Origin of the sequence: Acinetobacter brisouii (assembly GCF_008993995.1) — a bacterium.
Classification (GTDB): Bacteria; Pseudomonadota; Gammaproteobacteria; order Pseudomonadales; family Moraxellaceae; genus Acinetobacter; species Acinetobacter brisouii_A.
In genome coordinates, this window is record NZ_BKNN01000014.1 from 38345 (window position 1) to 56019 (window position 17675).

Genomic DNA, 17675 nt, shown 5'->3' on the forward strand with positions numbered 1-17675 from the left:
ACCGCTTTTTTCGATAAGATCATGTTATAACAAGGCAGAACAGACTTGTGCAAAAAATGCATATAGATCTAAGGATAAACAAATTAGAGGAATAACTATGCCTGCTTTTCTATCAGAAGATTGGTTTTCTACAGTTGAACAGCTCACTGCTCAAGCAGGAGACTTGAATTTGCCGCCAGCATTAAAGAATTTAGCCATTAATTTTGTCGTCAATAATACCAGTGGAAATACTGAGCTTTCTCTTGATGGTGGGAAAATTCAAAAAGGGCTTGCGGATAATGCAAAAACCACATTAAACCTAGATGAAGATACTTTACGCAAAGTTTTCCTTGAGTTTGATCTAACCGCAGCAATGCAAGCATTTATGACAGGCAAAATAAAAGTTCAGGGCGACATGTCTCAACTTATGGCATTGCAAACAGCACGCCCTAGCCAAGAACAAAAAACGCTCTATAAAGAAATTCTGCAACATACTGCTTAATTTGAGTGTATTGAATGCAAAAAGGAAGTTATTTAACTTCCTTTTTTTATTTCCTAAACCTCTATACGCTGCTGCATCTGAATATGCTCCAAATAAGCACGAATACGCGTGACATACTGTAAAGCTTGACGATAGCGTGAATTACTCATTTGATGCTGCTGTAAATAAGCATATATATTCAGCCAGCTATTTGGGTCTTCACCTTGCTGCTGAAGTTGTTTTTGAATCACAGCGACTGCACCTGGCCCCATATTATAGGCGACCAAGGCATACCAGTGACGATCAGGATTTGGAATATAATCATACTTTGTCAAAAGCAAATCGTAATATTTTGCTCCACCCTGAATACTTTGCTCAGGATCAACACGGTCTTCAATACCCATTGCCTTAGCTGTTTCATTGGTCAGCATCATTAAACCACGGACACCCGTGGGTGAAATAGAATCAGGTTTTAAATAAGATTCCTGATATCCCATCGCAGCCAGCATATGCCAATTGAGATTATACTGTTGCGCTGCTCGCTCAAAACTGGCACGATAAATCGGCATACGCTGTTGCAAATCACGTTCAATCGTATCCCAAGATTCTTCTTTCACAACATGATGATTATAAAATGAGGCAAGATGCCCAAGTAAACCATTGTTCTTTGACTGACAAATAAATCCGCTTGCCGTTTGAGTTAAACGGTCTTCAGCATCCTTAAATACTAAATTTAATGCAGTATCTAAACCATTTTGTTGTAGGACATTAAAATCCCCACAACTTGCAGAAAAAGACATTAAGTTCTTTTTCTCAACACTGGTAAAATCTGCATTGGTTAATGCCAAATTGGCTTTACCTTTGGCGACCCATTTCAAGGCAGTGGCATTACTATCAACAATTTTAAACTCGAGTTGAACATTTAAACTCTGTGCATAATTGCGCATGAGATCATAGCCAAAGCCATGTAAATATTGTCCATCATTGAAAACTGTTGTTGGACTTTGAACAGTTACAACTGTCAATGTATTACGACTCACAACCTGAGCGTATTGATTATTGGCTTTACTGGCATTAATCGCATGTAATGGCAGCATAGCTAACCCAAATGCAAGGGCTTTTGTTGGCAAGGATATTTTTAGATTGTTTAGGCGAAAACGCCTCCTATCTGCCAATGTTTGATTATACATGGTGACTCCACGACAGAGAATTAACTACCCAATGAAATCGAGCATGACCCAAATTTCAATTAGTTGATCAACGTATGTTTAGGGGGCAGTCATGACATCATTTAAAAAAATGACATAAATGGAAGAAACTAAGTCATATTAAAATCAACAACCTAGACGAAAAAATAACCAAAAATAAATAAGAGTTGCGCATAATATAGACATAGAAATTAAAAGTCAAACTTTTACGTGTAGAAAATCACAGCGCAGATAATCATCCTCCATCAAAATTGATGCTCAATGTTATATCAAATAAAGATGATTTAAATCAGGACAAAGTGATGTCATCTGTAACTTTTAACAATATTTTAGATATCATTTAATTTATATTTATCAATATTTTATTTTTATGATATACCAATTGTTAACACCATTTGGTGTATGTACCTGTACCTCATCATCAACCGCTTTTCCAAGGCAGGCTTTAGCAATTGGCGCTTGCAAAGAAATATAATCTTTATTGCCATAAATTTCTTCATCCCCCACGATACGAAATTGAGCGATTTCCTGTTCATCATTCTCTAATTCAACCCATGCACCAAAATATACTTTACCCTGCTGCTGCGGATGATATTCAACCTTTTGTGCGACTTCAAACAGCTTAGTCAAATGGCGAATTCTACGATCAATTTCACGTAATTTTCGCTTATTATAATGGTAATCAGCATTTTCAGACCGATCGCCTAAACTGGCTGCCCAAGACACAATCTTGGTGATCTCAGGTCGCTCGATTCGTACCAAATGATTTAATTCATCTTGTAAACGTTGATACCCTTCTGCTGTCAATAATTTACGCTGCATCAATTTGTGCTCAATGAAATTTTAATAATTTACGATTGCTGTATTTTAATCAGTTTAAAGCACAAAGTTAAATTACCATATATTTTAAGTCTTTTGATCTTAGTTGAGATACGCCCCATTTCGTCGCTATTTTAATCATTTAAAAATTTTAATATAAAAAAAAGTTGTCAAACTCAATATTTATCGATATGATTACGCACATTGGAAGCGTGGCAGAGCGGTTTAATGCACCGGTCTTGAAAACCGACGAGGGTGTGAGTCCTCCGTGAGTTCGAATCTCACCGCTTCCGCCAAATTCAAAAAAAGCTCTTATAGATAATATAAGAGCTTTTTTTATGGGAAATGGAAAGTAAAAATAGATATTTAAAAATATAAATCATAAATTTTAGGCAAAAAAAAGCCATACTCTGTCAGTAAGGAGTATGGCCAAAATAGGAAACTACAGCAGAATTCCTATAGTTGTTATCATAAAAATCTAAACTTAAAAATTTCTTAATTTAGATGCCCTAAAAATAAAAAACTTATTATTTTTATTTTTAAACAAATAAAATCAAGATTTTAAATATTCAAAAAAAGTCCTCGCATAAAGCGAGGACTTTTTTATTCAGTAAGTGCAGAGATGATAATTACATCATTCCGCCCATACCACCCATACCGCCCATATCTGGAACAGCTGGTTTGTCTTCAGGAATGTCAGTGATCATACATTCAGTTGTCAGCATTAGACCTGCAACAGAAGCAGCATGTTCAAGTGCAGAACGTGCTACTTTTGCAGGGTCAAGAATACCCATTTCTAACATGTCACCATATTCTGAAGTCGCAGCGTTGTAACCGAAGTTACCTTCGCCACTTTTCACTGCATTGACAACAACTGATGGTTCATCACCAGCGTTAGCAACGATTTGACGAAGTGGTGCTTCAATTGCACGACGAAGAATGTTGATACCTACATTTTGGTCATCATTCGCGCCAGTTACACCGTCAAGCGCAGTTGCAGCACGTACAAGCGCTACACCACCACCCGCAACAACACCTTCTTCTACAGCAGCACGTGTAGCATGAAGTGCATCGTCAACACGATCTTTCTTCTCTTTCATTTCAACTTCAGTTGCTGCACCAATTTTGATAACAGCAACACCGCCTGCCAATTTAGCAACGCGTTCTTGTAATTTTTCACGGTCATACTCTGAAGTAGATTCTTCGATTTGAGCACGGATTTGTTGAACACGCTCAGCGATAGCAGCAGCATCACCAGCGCCATCAACAATCACTGTATTTTCTTTAGAAACAGTGATTTTGTGCGCTGTACCTAAATCTTGAAGAGTCGCTTGTTCTAAAGACATACCCACTTCTTCAGAAATCACTGTAGCGCCAGTCAAGATTGCGATGTCTTGAAGCATTGCTTTACGGCGGTCACCAAAACCAGGCGCTTTCACTGCACATACTTTAATGATGCCACGCATGTTGTTAACAACAAGTGTTGCAAGCGCTTCACCTTCAACATCTTCAGCAATAATAAGAAGTGGTTTACCAGTTTTAGCAACTGCTTCCAATACAGTGATTAACTCACGAATGTTGCTGATTTTCTTATCTACAAGAAGAATGAATGGGTTTTCTAATTCAGCAGTCAAAGTATCTTGTTTGTTCGCGAAGTATGGAGAGATATAACCGCGGTCAAACTGCATACCTTCTACAACGTCAAGCGCATCTTCAAAGCCTGAACCTTCTTCAACTGTGATTACGCCTTCTTTACCAACGCGTTCCATTGCTTGAGCAATCAATTTACCCACAGTTTCATCAGAGTTTGCAGAGATCGAACCGACTTGTTCAATCGCTTTAGTATCAGATGCAGGTTTTGCAGTTGCTTTGATTTCTGCAACCAATGCTTTAACTGCAAGGTCAATACCACGTTTAAGATCCATTGGGTTCATACCCGCTGTCACTGACTTGATACCTTCATTCAAAATTGCTTGTGCAAGTACAGTTGCAGTCGTTGTACCATCACCCGCGATGTCGTTAGTTTTTGAAGATACTTCACGAACAAGTTGAGCACCCATGTTTTCAAACTTGTCTTTAAGTGAAATTTCTTTTGCAACAGTAACACCATCTTTAGTGATGTGTGGTGCACCGAAAGAGCGGTCAATAACCACGTTACGACCTTTAGGGCCTAAAGTAACTTTCACTGCGTCTGCAAGAACGTTTACGCCTGCAATCATTTTAGAGCGAGCTGAATCACCAAATTTTACGTCTTTAGCTGACATTATTTATTTACTCCGAATTTTTGCTTTTTACTTGATCTGATATGAATGGTTGAAAATTAGCCTTCCAAAACAGCTAAGATGTCAGACTCTTTCATGATAAGAAGTTCTTCACCGCTTACTTTTACAGTTGTACCTGCATAAGTACCGAACAAGACTTTGTCACCTACTTTTACATCTAATGCACGAACGCCATGCTCAGTCACTTGACCATTACCCACAGCAATGATTTCACCTTGAGCTGGTTTTTCTGCCGCTGAACCTGGTAACAAGATACCACCTGCAGTTTTAGTTTCTTCTTCTACACGACGAATAACAACGCGATCATGTAACGGACGAATGTTGCTCATATAAAACTCCATCAGACTAAGTCTTTGTTTCAATCAAAAATGACGCTTATCGTAATTCCTTTGCGTCATTATCAATAACTGTTTGTGATGTCATTTTTTTGGGGATAGAAAATCAGGCTTCAAGGGGCATTTCAAAAAAAAATCCATTTTTTGCAGTTTTTTTAGGCTAAAACCCCAAATTAATGATACTCAACTTGGCTGTCGAATAAATTCTCGGCTTTGCACATCAAATACATAATGTTGTAGCCCACCCTCTATCGTCACAACATTAAAGCTATTTGGTTGACCTTTACGTAAGCGATGTGACGTTGCTGTTCCCGCATGAATCTCAAAAACAGGATGATCCAACCCAAGTTGGTAAATCCGATTAAGATCATAATAAGCCGTTTGATGTAGATGCCCATGCAATAATCCAAACAATCCTTGTTGCCCCCAAATTTCCAAAGCCATGCGTCCAAGTACGGGACAATCTTTTACAGCATGTCCATCTTCAGGCGAGGTATAAAAAGGTTGATGAACCACCACAATTTTTAATTTATGAGCAGGTGCTGAACGTAATCTGGCATCGATCTCTTGAATTTGAGCCAATGAAATATGTCCTTTGGTATGATGGCGTCGTCGAATACTATTTACACCCAATAAGTAGAAATGCTCGGTTTCCAAAACACCTTCAAGCGCACCAAAAAATGCCTGATAACGAGCAAATGGACTAAACACCCGATTGAAAACATGATATAGCGGAATATCATGATTCCCTGGCACAACCAAATAAGGTAGATTTAACCGCTCCAAAAAATATTGACAACTCAAAAACTGAAGAAAACGAGCACGTTGAGTCAAATCCCCACTCACTGCAATCGCTTCAATCGGATGATCACGGCAGAACTGCTGAATCGCCATAAGACATTCAGGCTTTTCTGTACCAAAATGCAAATCAGAGAGATGGAGTAGCATCTTGAGGAACCATCACCGCCAAAGCATGGCGATTAACTGAAAAATGAAGTGGTGATTGCTCTTCAATCAATTCACCATCAAGTGCCACATGCAATTTTTTGCCTTTTCTTGCATAGACAGTGACTTGATCCGCAGCGAAGCTATAAACATCACTGGCTTTTTCAATATCACCTTTAAGGAGCTGAAATAGCAGTTTCATTAAGGTCAATTTATCACTCTTTGCAACAATGACCCCTGCAATTTTCCCAAACTGAACGACATGAGCAATTTTCAGATTCATTTCCTGTAGCTGTAAATGATTATTTCCAAAAAAAACCAATGGTGTTTTTACAGGATATTTTTCACCATCCACCACAACTTCCAACTTTAACTCACGATGTCGTCTAAGCAAAACATCTAAAGCTGAAGTGTAAGCATGTAAAGGAAAGCGTCCAAATAAGCGATTATAGTATTCTCTCTTTTCAATAAATAAGGGATACAACCCTAAACTTGCATTGTTCAAATAAATATGATTATTCAATTGTGCAACATGAATTTTTTTAACTTCTCCTTGTACAACCACACGTGCAGCTTCAAGCAAATCCAAAGGAATATTTAACACCCTAGCTACATAATTAAATGTACCTAAAGGCAATATTCCCATACAAATATTGGTATGCAGCAAATGACTGGCAACCGCATTTAGTGTTCCATCACCACCTGCCGCAACCACAACTCCTGCAGCATCTGCATTTTGGTGGCGTATCAGAACTTGTTGCATCAACTGATCAAGTGAAACTTGTGAATTCAGTTCAAATACCTGAATTTCAAAATCATATCCTGTAAATATCGTCATGATTTCTTCATAGACACGATCATTCTGAGTTGCATGAAAACCTGATTTTTGATTGTAAATAATTGAAAGCGGTTTAAGCATGATATCGTCATTAGGGCACTGATAACTTTAACCTTTATTGTGTAGATTCCATTTTTGATAAATAGTGTATTTGTGTAAAAAAACTACACAAACTTTTGCAATTTTTTCAGGCCTTTATCATCAATGCGCAATCAATAAGTATTTAATTTAAATATACATTTGCGAAATAAATGATTTTATTCTCATAATTTATCTATTAAATAGTAGTATTTTTAAAACATAAATCATTAATTATTATTGAATTTTATACCATTAAACACACAAATAGTCAGTAAGATCAGTTTTTAGGCATCTTAAAATCTAACGACTTTTATGGTTTAATACGCCCACTTTTTTGACACACTCGTGATCAAGGGTTGATCACACCTTTATGTGTGTTTTGTTTTTTTGTATCTCAAAGGCATCAACATGACCCAAGTGAATGCACCAGAATTCGTTCGTCACCCTAAGCTTATTGCATGGGTGGAAGAAATTGCTAAATTAACCAAACCAGCAAAAATCGAATGGTGTGACGGTAGCGAAGAAGAGTATCAACGTCTTATCGACTTGATGATTGCTAACGGCACCATGCAAAAGCTGAATGAAGAAAAACACCCTGGTTCTTATTTGGCGAATTCTGACCCTTCTGACGTTGCTCGTGTTGAAGATCGTACTTATATCTGCTCTGCACAAAAAGATGATGCTGGCGCAACCAACAACTGGGAAGACCCAGCGGTTATGCGCGAAAAATTAAATGGTTTGTTCGACGGTGCTATGCAAGGACGCACCATGTATGTGGTTCCTTTTTCAATGGGTCCACTAGGAAGCCACATCGCCCACATCGGTATCGAACTGACTGATTCTCCTTACGTTGCTGTGAGCATGAGCAAAATGGCGCGTATGGGTAAAGCAGTATATGACGTTTTAGGTACAGACGGCGAATACGTTCCATGTGTTCACACTGTTGGCGCACCGCTTGCTGAAGGTCAAAAAGACGTTGTTTGGCCATGTAACAAAGAAAAATATATCGTTCATTACCCAGAAACTCGTGAAATCTGGTCTTTCGGTTCTGGTTACGGCGGTAACGCATTGTTAGGTAAAAAATGCCTAGCATTACGTATTGCATCTGTAATGGGTCGTGAGCAAGGCTGGTTAGCTGAACACATGTTGATTTTGGGTATCACCAACCCAGAAGGCGAAAAACACTACGTTGCAGCAGCATTCCCTTCAGCTTGTGGTAAAACCAACTTTGCAATGTTGATTCCACCAGCAGGTTACGAAGGCTGGAAAATTGAAACTGTTGGTGATGACATCGCTTGGATCAAACCAGGTGAAGATGGTCGTCTATACGCGATCAACCCTGAAGCTGGTTTCTTCGGTGTTGCTCCAGGCACAAATACCAAGACCAATCCAAACTGTATGGCAACCATGCATAAAGATGTTATTTATACCAACGTTGCTGTCACTGAAGATGGTCAAGTTTGGTGGGAAGGTCTTTCTAAAGAAGTTCCAGAAAACCTGACTAACTGGAAAGGTCAGCCACACGTTGCAGGCGAAAAAGCAGCGCATCCAAACGCGCGTTTCACTGTAGCAGCAAGTCAATGTCCATCAATTGATGCTGACTGGGAAAACCCAGCAGGCGTACCAATTTCAGCGTTTATCTTTGGTGGTCGTCGTGCTGACACTGTACCATTGATTTCTGAAGCATTTGACTGGGTTGATGGTGTTTATAAAGCTGCAACAATGGGCTCAGAAACCACTGCTGCTGCAGTGGGTCAGCAAGGTGTTGTACGTCGTGACCCATTTGCTATGCTACCTTTCATAGGTTATAACATGGCAGACTACTTCAGTCACTGGTTAGAACTAGGTGAAGATGTTGCAGCAAAAGCGCAAGCTGCAGGCAACAAATTACCAAAAATCTTCAATGTAAACTGGTTCCGTCGTGACGAAAATGGCAACTTCGTATGGCCTGGTTTTGGTCAAAACATGCGTGTGCTTGAGTGGATCATCAACCGTTGTGAAAACCGCGCAAATGCCGTTGAAACTCCAATCGGTTTCGTTCCAACTTACGATGACTTGAACTGGACAGGGACTGATTTCTCTAAAGCTGACTTTGATAAAGTTACTTCTCAAAGCCAAGCACAATGGATCAAAGAAATTGAAAGCCACACCGAGTTATTCAACAAACTGGGGGAGCGTTTACCACAAGCATTAAAAGCTCGTCAAGCAGAGTTACTTGCAGCTGTAAAATCAACTGAAGCTGAAAACGTAAATGCTTAAATAATCAAATAAAAAAAGACCACGCCAATGTGGTCTTTTTTTAACTCAAACAACATTTTACTTTTTTATAAATACAAATATGAATAAATTATTTTATAAGGGCGTATCCTCATTTCATTTTATGAGGCAAATTAGCTCTTATTTTAGTCAACAAACAATTATATTGTTTACTAAATAATCAAATTCAGGCATAAACATACTCATTTTTGAGCTATTTCTTCAAATGAGGACAAGCCCTAGCAATCGTAACACTCCTAAATGCAAATATTACACATGCTGAAAACATTCTAATTCCAGCACAAACATCACCTATACCGCTCAATATGAGCAATCAACCACAACGACTGTGTTTAGTTACAGGAACACCTTCAGGTAATTTACAATACAAAGTCATCAAAAAGATTAAGTTTGGTAAAGGTACTTATGGCAGTGTGACCGACCTATACCCCCGTTTACATCAAACTGCCGAAAAATATCATGCCGATGCCGTGATTCACTATCGAGCAAGCCAACGTTTTGGTTTTTGGCCTTGGCGCTTCGTCCGTCCTGTGATCTCTGGAACAGCAATCCAATGGCAATCACCATCCGCGAACAATTGTCGACTCGCAGGTGGTCAGGAACTTTAATTACAGATCTTGACTGTGATTGAGATAAAAATCCCATCGGATATATCCGACTGGCTTTTTTCGATTTCATCTATTCGTTAATGATCATGATGTAAATATTCAGGCTCTTTAGGCAATTTTAAACTACATAAAAAACAGATAATTAACATCACAATCACATAAATAAAGAAGGTATATTCATGCCCTGCTTGTTTAAATTGCAAAGCAACCGCAGGTGCTGAACCTCCAAAAATTGCATTTGCAACTGCATAAGAAAAACCAACACCCAACGCGCGCACATGGGGTGGGAACATTTCAGCCTTAATCAAACCACTAATCGACGTATAAAAACTCAAGAGAAGCATAAGGAAAATAAGCAGCAAGGTGACGATCACAGGTGAACCACTAAAGGCGTGCATAGCGATGACCATAACTGGATAAATACAGATCGCCAACGAAGCGCTAAAAATCAACATAGCTGCACGACGCCCAATACGGTCTGCAATTGCACCAAAAACAGGTTGTGCCAGCATGTAGGCAAATAATGCGACCGTCATCATATAACCTACTGTTTTTACATCAATTCCAAGACCAGTCAAATAGGTTTTCGAATATACAGTTAACACATAAAATGACAATGAACCTGCCGAGGTGTAACCGACAACCAGCAAGAATGATTGCCAGTGATTTTTAAAAAGTGCCTTTAGTGTTCCTGATTCTTGGTTGTGACTATCTTCATGAGATAGCGTTTCTTCCAAACGACTTCGTGCCAGTAAAGATAAAATTGCGGTAATTCCACCAATCACAAAAGGAATACGCCATCCGCCATCTTGTAACTGCTGTTCAGACATAAAAAATAATAGAACCACACCAAGCAAACTTGCTAAAAGCTGACCACCAGACAATGTCACATATTGAAATGATGCATAAAATCCACGGTGTCCTTTTAAAGCAATTTCACTCATATAGGTTGCAACAGCACCATATTCCCCACCAACCGATAAACCTTGCAACAAACGCACTAAAAGCAATAAGAATGGTGCAACAATACCGACCTGCCCATAAGTGGGTAGCAGTGCAAATAAAAATGAACTCAGTGCCATCAAGCAAATTGAAATGACCATTGAGCGTTTTCGACCATGTTTATCGGCAATGCGTCCAAACAACCAACTTCCGATGGGTCGCATGAAGAAGCTTGCAGCAAACACCCCCCAAACATAAATTTGTTTGGTTTCCGCCCCCATATCGGGTGAGGTTAATGCTTGCTGAAAATACACCGCAAATACAGCATAGATATAAAAATCAAACCACTCCACCAAGTTGCCTGAAGCAGCACCAACAATTCCAAAAATCCGTTTACGTTTTTCCTCTGCAGTATATTGTACGTCACTCATTACCTAACACTCCCTCGTGTATATTTCTAAAGTTGGTTTTCGCTTTCAACAGGATTTTTTGTTGTTATCTCGTCTATGATGAATGATTCAAACGAAATTAATCTTCCTTTTTAGTGATCCTAGCAACCTAAAATACAAATAGTTTATGTGAAAAATCCAATTTTATTTTGTATAAATATGTATAAAGTCAAGATGAATTATAGCGCAATATTTATGTTTATCTAATGAGTATTACAGTGAGCTATGGCATACTGTGAAGAAATGACAAAAGGTCTAATCTCATGAAAATGACATTGAAATTATTGGGTCTGAGCGCTTTTGCTCTTGGGCTAAGTGCCTGCCAAAACTTACCTCAAACTTACAATGGTAACTCAGGCTATCAAGTTGAAAGCAAAACTGAAAATAGCGCTATTATTAGTTACACACTTGCAATTCATGCCAATCAAGCAGCAAATCAAAATAAACTACAAAACACCTGCAAAAAAGTTTTAGGTGCAAACCAAAACTATAAAATTGATGTTCTCAGTAGCAATGAAATTGCAAATCCTGCAAACATGCCTATGAGCAATGCTGTACAAATCGGAAAAACGCATACTACTTTTGGTCTAAGTAATGCCAGCAATAGCAATGATGACGATTATGCAATGCGTAGTGCCATGCAAACTCGACCAAATACACTGACTGTTGTTCGCTTCCGTTGTTCGATCTGATTTAAATCTAACAAGACGCTGTCAATTCAGCGTCTTGTAAAAACTGACATTGCGAAATTCTTTGGCTTCATCCAAATCTGGCCAAGTTGTCGCACTTCGCTCATCTATTTTTTGATATTGCGGATGACTGAAATTTTTAACCCGACTATCCGCTACCCATACCTCTGGGGCAAACTTTAAGAATTCATCCAAGAAAAAACGATTGCACTGGTCATACAGCACATCTGCTGCCAATAACACATCAACTGGTTCAGCACGATAGAGATCATCCAAATATTCAAGCTCAACCTGATTCAGTGCTGCATTCTCCCGACAAGCGGCTAGGCTCACCGCATCTATATCACAACAGATGACACGTTTAGCTCCTGCCAATTTTGCAGCAATTGCCACTACACCTGAACCCGCACCAAAATCCAAGACAACCTTGTCTTTGACGTGCTCAGGTTCTGCAAGTAGCCACTGTGCCATCGCCAGACCCGAAGCCCAGCAGAAAATCCAGTAAGGCGTGTCATTCCAGATCCGTTGAATTACCTCGTCGTCCAAACGTTCAGTTGGAAATACAGGAGGAATTAACCATAATGAAATTGGCGTATTGGGTAACTGCTGAGATTGTAAGTCACAATTGGGAATAATCTGATGCAAAGCATCAAGCAAATATTCAGGGGCATTGGTCAATTGAAAGGTGCAGCTCATAAATAAGCTCAACAATTTATAATTAATATTCGATACGCGTTAACGTCATCCGCAATTGTTCGAGGTGAGACTACATGAGATCGAAATGTTTCTGCGACTCGTCTAAAGCTAGACGGTAGCTAACGAGTTTTGCGGATGACAAATGGTTTTGGTTACTTTTCCCGAAAGAAAAGTAACCTACGAACTCCTAACATTTGCATCAAACGATAGGATGCTGTCGTAAATAAATTAACCTAAAGCTTTTTCAGCAGCTTCAACGGTTTGACGAATCAAAGTTGTAATCGTCATCGGGCCAACACCACCTGGAACAGGCGTGTAAGCAGAAGCAATGTCTTCAATACCTTGTAATTGGATATCGCCAACACCGCCGCCATCACGCGGGTGGAAGCCAGCATCTACGACAACCGCGCCTTGCTTGATCCAGTCTTTTTGAATCAATTCAGCTTTACCTACAGCACCCACCACGATGTCGGCTTGTTTAACCAAGTCAGCTAAGTTTTGAGTACGTGAATGGCAAATCGTGACTGTTGCATTGGCTTGAAGTAGCATCATCGCCATTGGTTTACCCAAAATTGCAGAACGACCAACAACAACGGCGTGTTTACCCGCAATTTCAATGTTGTTTGCTTGCAAGATGGTCATGATCCCCGCTGGTGTTGCTGAACCATAAGCAGCTTCACCCATCGCCATACGACCAAAACCAAGACAAGTAACCCCATCAACGTCTTTTGCAAGGCTAATGGCATCAAAACATGCACGTTCATCAATTTGCGCAGGCACTGGGTGCTGCAACAAAATACCGTGAACATCAGGATTTGCATTTAATTTTTCAATTTCAGCCAACAACTGTTCAGTTGTGGTTTCTTGTGGCAATTCAATTTTCAATGAATCCATGCCCACACGGCGGCATGCATTGCCTTTCATGCGTACATAAGTTGCCGATGCACCATCATCCCCAACTAAAATTGTTGCCAAAATCGGAGTACGACCTGATTTTTGTTTCAACACTTCAACACGTGCAAATAAATCTGCTTCAATTTGCTTTGCTAACGCTTTTCCATCTAATACCAATGCCACAATACGTCTCCACAGGCTGATATCAATCAATTTCGCAAATAATACATGATTATTTGCCCAATTTTATTTTAGATGTTGATTTTATGTGCATATCCACTGAATTCCCTATTGTTTTTTTTTAAAAGATTGCTAATATGTGCATCACCAAGACAAGGCGGGGTGGCAGAGTGGTCATGCAGCGGACTGCAACTCCGTGGACGCCGGTTCGATTCCGACCTCCGCCTCCAATCTTGGTCAAGCCCGGGTGGTGAAATAGGTAGACACAGGGGATTTAAAATCCCCCGCCCACAAAGCGTGCCGGTTCGAGTCCGGCCCCGGGCACCATTTTAAGACTGTTAAAATGGTGCAAATAAAGAATCCAGCGAAAGCTGGTTTTTTTATGCCTGAAATTTCATTTATAGTGTTTCAAATATTAAAAAAGCGACTTAAAGTCGCTCTACAAATAAAATTCCATTCAGATGATCTATTTCATGTTGCACAATCCGTGCAGGAAAACCTTCATAAGATTGTTCAATCTGCTCACCTTGTACAGTGAAATAACGTACCTTAACCACATAAGCACGCTCTACCTGCCCTCTTTGCTCAGGTACGCTCAAACACCCCTCTTCACCAAAACAGGTTTCAGTTGAATATTCAATAATTTCAGGGTTAATCATGGTCACGGCAGGCATTTCAGGTGCATCTGGATAACGCGGATTTGGACGAGAAGCCACAATAATCACTCGTTTCGAGACATAAACCTGTGGCGCAGCAATTCCAACACCATGACGCTCTAGCATAGTCGCTTGCAGTGCGAGAGCTAGCTGCTCAAGCCATGCCGAATTAAACTCATTTTGTGCAACAGATGCCGCTTTGAATGTGAGAATTTCCTCACCACGTTGAGCAATAGGTAAGACTACAGACACCTTTTCTTCCTCAAAATTTATTTTCATTTCAGATCATTCAGCTTAACATAAGCAAAAATCAATACAGCAGATTGACATATGAATGCAACGCAGCTTTTTCTTGGGGTCATTTTTAGCTCAATCGGCTTAGGTTATTTTATGTATGGCAAGAAGCAGCAGCGTACTGTACCACTGGTCTGTGGCATTGGCTTAATGGTGTATTCTTATTTCTTTGATAGCAACCTCCCCATTATTGGTATCGGTTGCATTTTAAGTATTATTCCCTACTTCCTTAGAGCCTAGATAAACAGCTCACCAATCATATAGAGTTTGGCATAACCCGAAACTTCAATACGTTCATCATTTAAAATACGGCAGAACAACTCGCCACCACGCGCTGATGCCTGATACGCCACCAATTCCGTTTTACCAAGTTTTTCAGCCCATAACGGTACAATTGCGGTATGAATAGAACCTGTCACAGGATCTTCATTAACCCCGATATCTGGCGCAAAATAACGTGAAATACAGTCATAAGCATATTCGCCTGCATAATTTGCTGTCACAGCAACATCTAAACTGGGTGCTTCCATCGCAGCGCGCATATCACCTAAAGCTTTCAGCTTTAAAAAATCAACCTCTAAGTCCAGTACATCTTGTGCAGAATCAAGTTCAACCACATAAGCCTGTGCATTGACATACACCGCCTGAATCGGTTTGTTCAGAGCTTCATTTAAAAGTTCTGGATATTCTTCTAGATACTCAGGTTTACGAATTGGAAAATTCATATTGATTTTTCCATCTGCTGCCTGAGACACATAAAATGTTCCCAATTCTTTGACTTCAAACTCAATTTCTGTTGCCTGTGTATATTCACGAAATAATACAAAGGCACTTGCCAAAGTGGCATGTCCACAAAATGCCACCTCAGCCGCAGGTGTAAACCAACGAATTTCATAATGTTTATCATCAATTCGTTTTACAAATGCGGTTTCAGAAAGGTTATTTTCCAGCGCAATATTTTGCATGAGTTCATCTGACAACCATTCATTTTGCACAATGACCGCCGCAGGATTACCTTGAAATAATTGTTGGCTAAAGGCATCCACTTGATAAATTTTCATTGTTTTACATTCTCTATATAGACTTAATCTGTTGATGAATCACACAATCTTTTATTGTGATTGAATACATTTCTTTTTAACCTAATCTTAGATGATTGTCACTTTATGAATTTTTCAAATCTCCACTTTAAAAGTGTACCTCTCGAGAAAGCCTACCGTTTGTTGACACATGGTGCGACAGTATTAGTTTCTTCACAACACGAACAACAATGTGATGTCATGGCAGCAGCATGGGCTTGTGCACTGGAGTTTAAACCTGCCAAAGTCAGCGTAGTTCTCGATAAAAGCACCATGACCCGCAAAATCATTGAGCAATCGGGTTATTTTGTTTTACAGATTCCAACCTATAAACAAATTGATATGGTCTATCAGCTTGGTACAACCAGCTTGCATGACACACCCAACAAACTAGAATTAAGTGGTGTAGAATTATTTTATCTAGATGATACAAAACAACCACTTGTTGCAGGTTGTTCTGCATGGCTCGTTTGTAAACTGATTTCTGAACCCCACAATCAACAAGCGCATGATTTATTTATTGGAGAAGTCATCAGTGCATGGGCAGATGAGCGTATTTTTCGTGATGGACACTGGCACTTTGAAGACGCCGATCCTGAATGGCGCAGCCTGCATCATGTCGCAGGTGGAAATTTTTATCTGATTGGTGAACCTGTCAGCGTAGCTGATCGGCTCAATTCACCTTAAAATGAGAAAACCTCGCAAAGTGCGAGGTAACTTCAAGCATTGAGTGATCCATCTGAATTGCATTCGTATAAATGCAGAATGAAGCGCTAAGCGCCTAACTTTAAATCACTCTCGGTCAGACAATTTAACCAATTTAAAAAATAATTGCCGTGAAGCAATACTTTCACGCCTTCTTATCGCATAATAGGCGCATCAAATTAATTCCTTTTTGAGATTTATGCAAGAAACTATCGATTTCCTGCCTTCATCAATCTCAATGTTTCCTGTGGTTCCCTGAAAGAAGAAGTCATTTTTTATGAAAATTGTCATTCTCAATAAACCTTATGACGTCCTCTCCCAGTTTCGCAAAGACGAAGCACACATGACGGTGTCTGACTTTGTCGATGATCCAACTTTACGTATAGCAGGTCGTCTCGATATGGACTCTGAAGGATTGGTGTTTTTAACCGATCACGGTGGTCTAAATCAGTTCATTACCAACCCTGCAAACAAAAAATACAAAACTTATTTAGTTCAAGTTGATGGTGATATTTCTGAAGAAGCTTTGGAGAAATTACGCCAAGGTATTGAACTCAATGATGGGATGACGCTTCCTGCTAAAGCCGAAAAAGTGGCTGAACCTGACTGGCTATGGGAACGTACTCCACCTGTACGTTACCGAGCAAATATTCCAACCTCTTGGGTTGAAATCTCAATTTGTGAAGGTCGTAACCGTCAAGTCCGTCGCATGACGTCTGCTGTTGGTTTCCCGACTTTACGTTTGATTCGTACCAAAATTGGTTCTATTGACTTGATACAACTTGGTTTACTTCCTGGTGAAACCAAAGAAATTGAGCCGCTGCTTTACTCTGACTTTAAAGATGTTCCTGCTGAACAGCCTTATCGTTCACGCTCTTATGTGAAAAAACCCGGGGGTACAGGCGGCAAACCAATGGTTCGCAAGAACAAAGATGGTTCACCGAAAAAGTCAGGTACAAAACGTATTTGGCAAATGGATGAAAGCGAAAAACCACGTCGTAAAACCAATGGAACAACCCGTCCAAATACCAAAGCGCCACGCGGTCGTAACCGTAATGGTCGTTAAGATTTGATATAAAAATAAAGCTCACGACAGTGGGCTTTTTTAATAAGGAGCTTAGGAAGTTAAAGAGGATTATTACGGAGTAATTTAAGCAAATCGAGGTATAAATTATCATGCCGATGATTGAAGCGATACTCCGTTTCTTTAAGATGCAAATAAAACATCCTTTTCTCAA

At 39.6% G+C, this 17675-nt stretch carries 18 protein-coding genes, 3 tRNA genes and 1 pseudogene; 10 read left to right on the top strand and 12 right to left on the bottom strand.

Annotated features, from left to right (window positions below):
- Positions 1-97 precede the first annotated feature (97 nt).
- The gene (locus GBN19_RS05685; protein WP_151709841.1) at positions 98-481 is read left to right on the top strand and encodes an SCP2 sterol-binding domain-containing protein; all 384 of its coding nucleotides are present in this window, start codon (positions 98-100) and stop codon (positions 479-481) included.
- Positions 482-534: 53 nt separating this feature from the next.
- Here GBN19_RS05685 and GBN19_RS05690 read toward each other — a convergent pair whose 3' ends face one another.
- Both GBN19_RS05690 and greB read right to left on the bottom strand, forming a co-directional pair.
- Positions 535-1650, bottom strand: coding sequence for a transglycosylase SLT domain-containing protein (locus GBN19_RS05690; protein ID WP_151709842.1), 1116 nt, complete (start codon positions 1648-1650; stop codon positions 535-537).
- Positions 1651-2022: 372 nt separating this feature from the next.
- Positions 2023-2490: a transcription elongation factor GreB gene (gene greB, locus GBN19_RS05695; RefSeq protein WP_151777471.1), complete on the bottom strand. Its 468-nt coding sequence runs from the start codon at positions 2488-2490 to the stop codon at positions 2023-2025.
- 203 nt (positions 2491-2693) lie between these two features.
- Between greB and GBN19_RS05700 the strand changes: the two genes are divergently transcribed.
- A tRNA-Ser gene (locus GBN19_RS05700) sits at positions 2694-2783 on the top strand.
- A 333-nt stretch (positions 2784-3116) separates the two neighbouring features.
- Here GBN19_RS05700 and groL read toward each other — a convergent pair.
- The 4 genes from groL to GBN19_RS05720 all read right to left on the bottom strand — a co-directional run bounded on the left by groL (position 3117) and on the right by GBN19_RS05720 (position 6968).
- On the bottom strand, positions 3117-4751 hold the full coding sequence (groL, locus tag GBN19_RS05705) for a chaperonin GroEL (protein ID WP_151777472.1): 1635 nt from the start codon (positions 4749-4751) through the stop codon (positions 3117-3119).
- 56 nt (positions 4752-4807) lie between these two features.
- Entirely contained in the window at positions 4808-5098 is a 291-nt protein-coding gene (locus GBN19_RS05710) for a co-chaperone GroES (RefSeq protein ID WP_151777473.1), read from the bottom strand.
- A 189-nt stretch (positions 5099-5287) separates the two neighbouring features.
- The gene (locus GBN19_RS05715; RefSeq protein WP_151709846.1) at positions 5288-6052 is read right to left on the bottom strand and encodes a metallophosphoesterase family protein; all 765 of its coding nucleotides are present in this window, start codon (positions 6050-6052) and stop codon (positions 5288-5290) included.
- Positions 6033-6968: a diacylglycerol/lipid kinase family protein gene (locus GBN19_RS05720; RefSeq protein WP_151709847.1), complete on the bottom strand. Its 936-nt coding sequence runs from the start codon at positions 6966-6968 to the stop codon at positions 6033-6035. Before GBN19_RS05720 ends, GBN19_RS05715 begins: the two co-directional genes overlap by 20 nt.
- A gap of 408 nt (positions 6969-7376) precedes the next feature.
- On the opposite strand from GBN19_RS05720, the gene GBN19_RS05725 reads away from it, so the two are divergent.
- On the top strand, positions 7377-9227 hold the full coding sequence (locus GBN19_RS05725) for a phosphoenolpyruvate carboxykinase (GTP) (protein WP_151777474.1): 1851 nt from the start codon (positions 7377-7379) through the stop codon (positions 9225-9227).
- 323 nt (positions 9228-9550) lie between these two features.
- Positions 9551-9853, top strand: a complete 303-nt coding sequence (locus GBN19_RS05730; RefSeq protein ID WP_228271218.1) for a hypothetical protein — start codon at positions 9551-9553, stop codon at positions 9851-9853.
- A 77-nt stretch (positions 9854-9930) separates the two neighbouring features.
- On the opposite strand, the gene GBN19_RS05735 is transcribed toward GBN19_RS05730, so the two are convergent.
- Entirely contained in the window at positions 9931-11226 is a 1296-nt protein-coding gene (locus tag GBN19_RS05735) for an MFS transporter (RefSeq protein WP_151777476.1), read from the bottom strand.
- 281 nt (positions 11227-11507) lie between these two features.
- Here GBN19_RS05735 and GBN19_RS05740 point away from each other — a divergent pair, with 281 nt between their 5' ends.
- A complete protein-coding gene (locus GBN19_RS05740; protein WP_151709850.1) occupies positions 11508-11936 on the top strand; it encodes a hypothetical protein in 429 nt (142 codons plus the stop codon).
- A gap of 21 nt (positions 11937-11957) precedes the next feature.
- Here GBN19_RS05740 and GBN19_RS05745 read toward each other — a convergent pair whose 3' ends face one another.
- A complete protein-coding gene (locus GBN19_RS05745) occupies positions 11958-12629 on the bottom strand; it encodes a class I SAM-dependent methyltransferase (protein WP_151709851.1) in 672 nt (223 codons plus the stop codon).
- A gap of 228 nt (positions 12630-12857) precedes the next feature.
- Complete coding sequence (gene folD, locus GBN19_RS05750; RefSeq protein ID WP_151777477.1) at positions 12858-13706, bottom strand: bifunctional methylenetetrahydrofolate dehydrogenase/methenyltetrahydrofolate cyclohydrolase FolD; 849 nt, start codon at positions 13704-13706, stop codon at positions 12858-12860.
- Between the two features lie 153 nt (positions 13707-13859).
- Between folD and GBN19_RS05755 the strand changes: the two genes are divergently transcribed.
- Both GBN19_RS05755 and GBN19_RS05760 read left to right on the top strand, forming a co-directional pair.
- Positions 13860-13933: transfer RNA gene (locus tag GBN19_RS05755), tRNA-Cys, on the top strand.
- An 11-nt stretch (positions 13934-13944) separates the two neighbouring features.
- Positions 13945-14030 (top strand) — tRNA-Leu (locus GBN19_RS05760).
- Positions 14031-14131: 101 nt separating this feature from the next.
- Here the strand turns inward: GBN19_RS05760 and def are convergent.
- Positions 14132-14611, bottom strand: coding sequence for a peptide deformylase (gene def / locus GBN19_RS05765; RefSeq protein WP_151777478.1), 480 nt, complete (start codon positions 14609-14611; stop codon positions 14132-14134).
- A 78-nt stretch (positions 14612-14689) separates the two neighbouring features.
- Here def and GBN19_RS05770 point away from each other — a divergent pair, with 78 nt between their 5' ends.
- A complete protein-coding gene (locus GBN19_RS05770; protein ID WP_151777479.1) occupies positions 14690-14893 on the top strand; it encodes an amino acid transport protein in 204 nt (67 codons plus the stop codon).
- Here the strand turns inward: GBN19_RS05770 and GBN19_RS05775 are convergent.
- The gene (locus tag GBN19_RS05775; RefSeq protein WP_151709855.1) at positions 14890-15714 is read right to left on the bottom strand and encodes a PhzF family phenazine biosynthesis protein; all 825 of its coding nucleotides are present in this window, start codon (positions 15712-15714) and stop codon (positions 14890-14892) included. The genes GBN19_RS05770 and GBN19_RS05775 overlap by 4 nt on opposite strands.
- 105 nt (positions 15715-15819) lie before the next feature.
- Here GBN19_RS05775 and GBN19_RS05780 point away from each other — a divergent pair, with 105 nt between their 5' ends.
- Complete coding sequence (locus GBN19_RS05780) at positions 15820-16419, top strand: flavin reductase family protein (protein ID WP_151777480.1); 600 nt, start codon at positions 15820-15822, stop codon at positions 16417-16419.
- 295 nt (positions 16420-16714) lie between these two features.
- Positions 16715-17503 carry an rRNA large subunit pseudouridine synthase E gene (locus GBN19_RS05785; RefSeq protein WP_151777481.1) on the top strand — a complete coding sequence of 263 codons (789 nt, stop codon included), beginning with the start codon at positions 16715-16717 and terminating at the stop codon, positions 17501-17503.
- Positions 17504-17562: 59 nt separating this feature from the next.
- On the opposite strand, the pseudogene GBN19_RS05790 reads toward GBN19_RS05785, so the two are convergent.
- Positions 17563-17675, bottom strand: a pseudogene (locus tag GBN19_RS05790) (IS1595 family transposase); the annotation flags it as partial.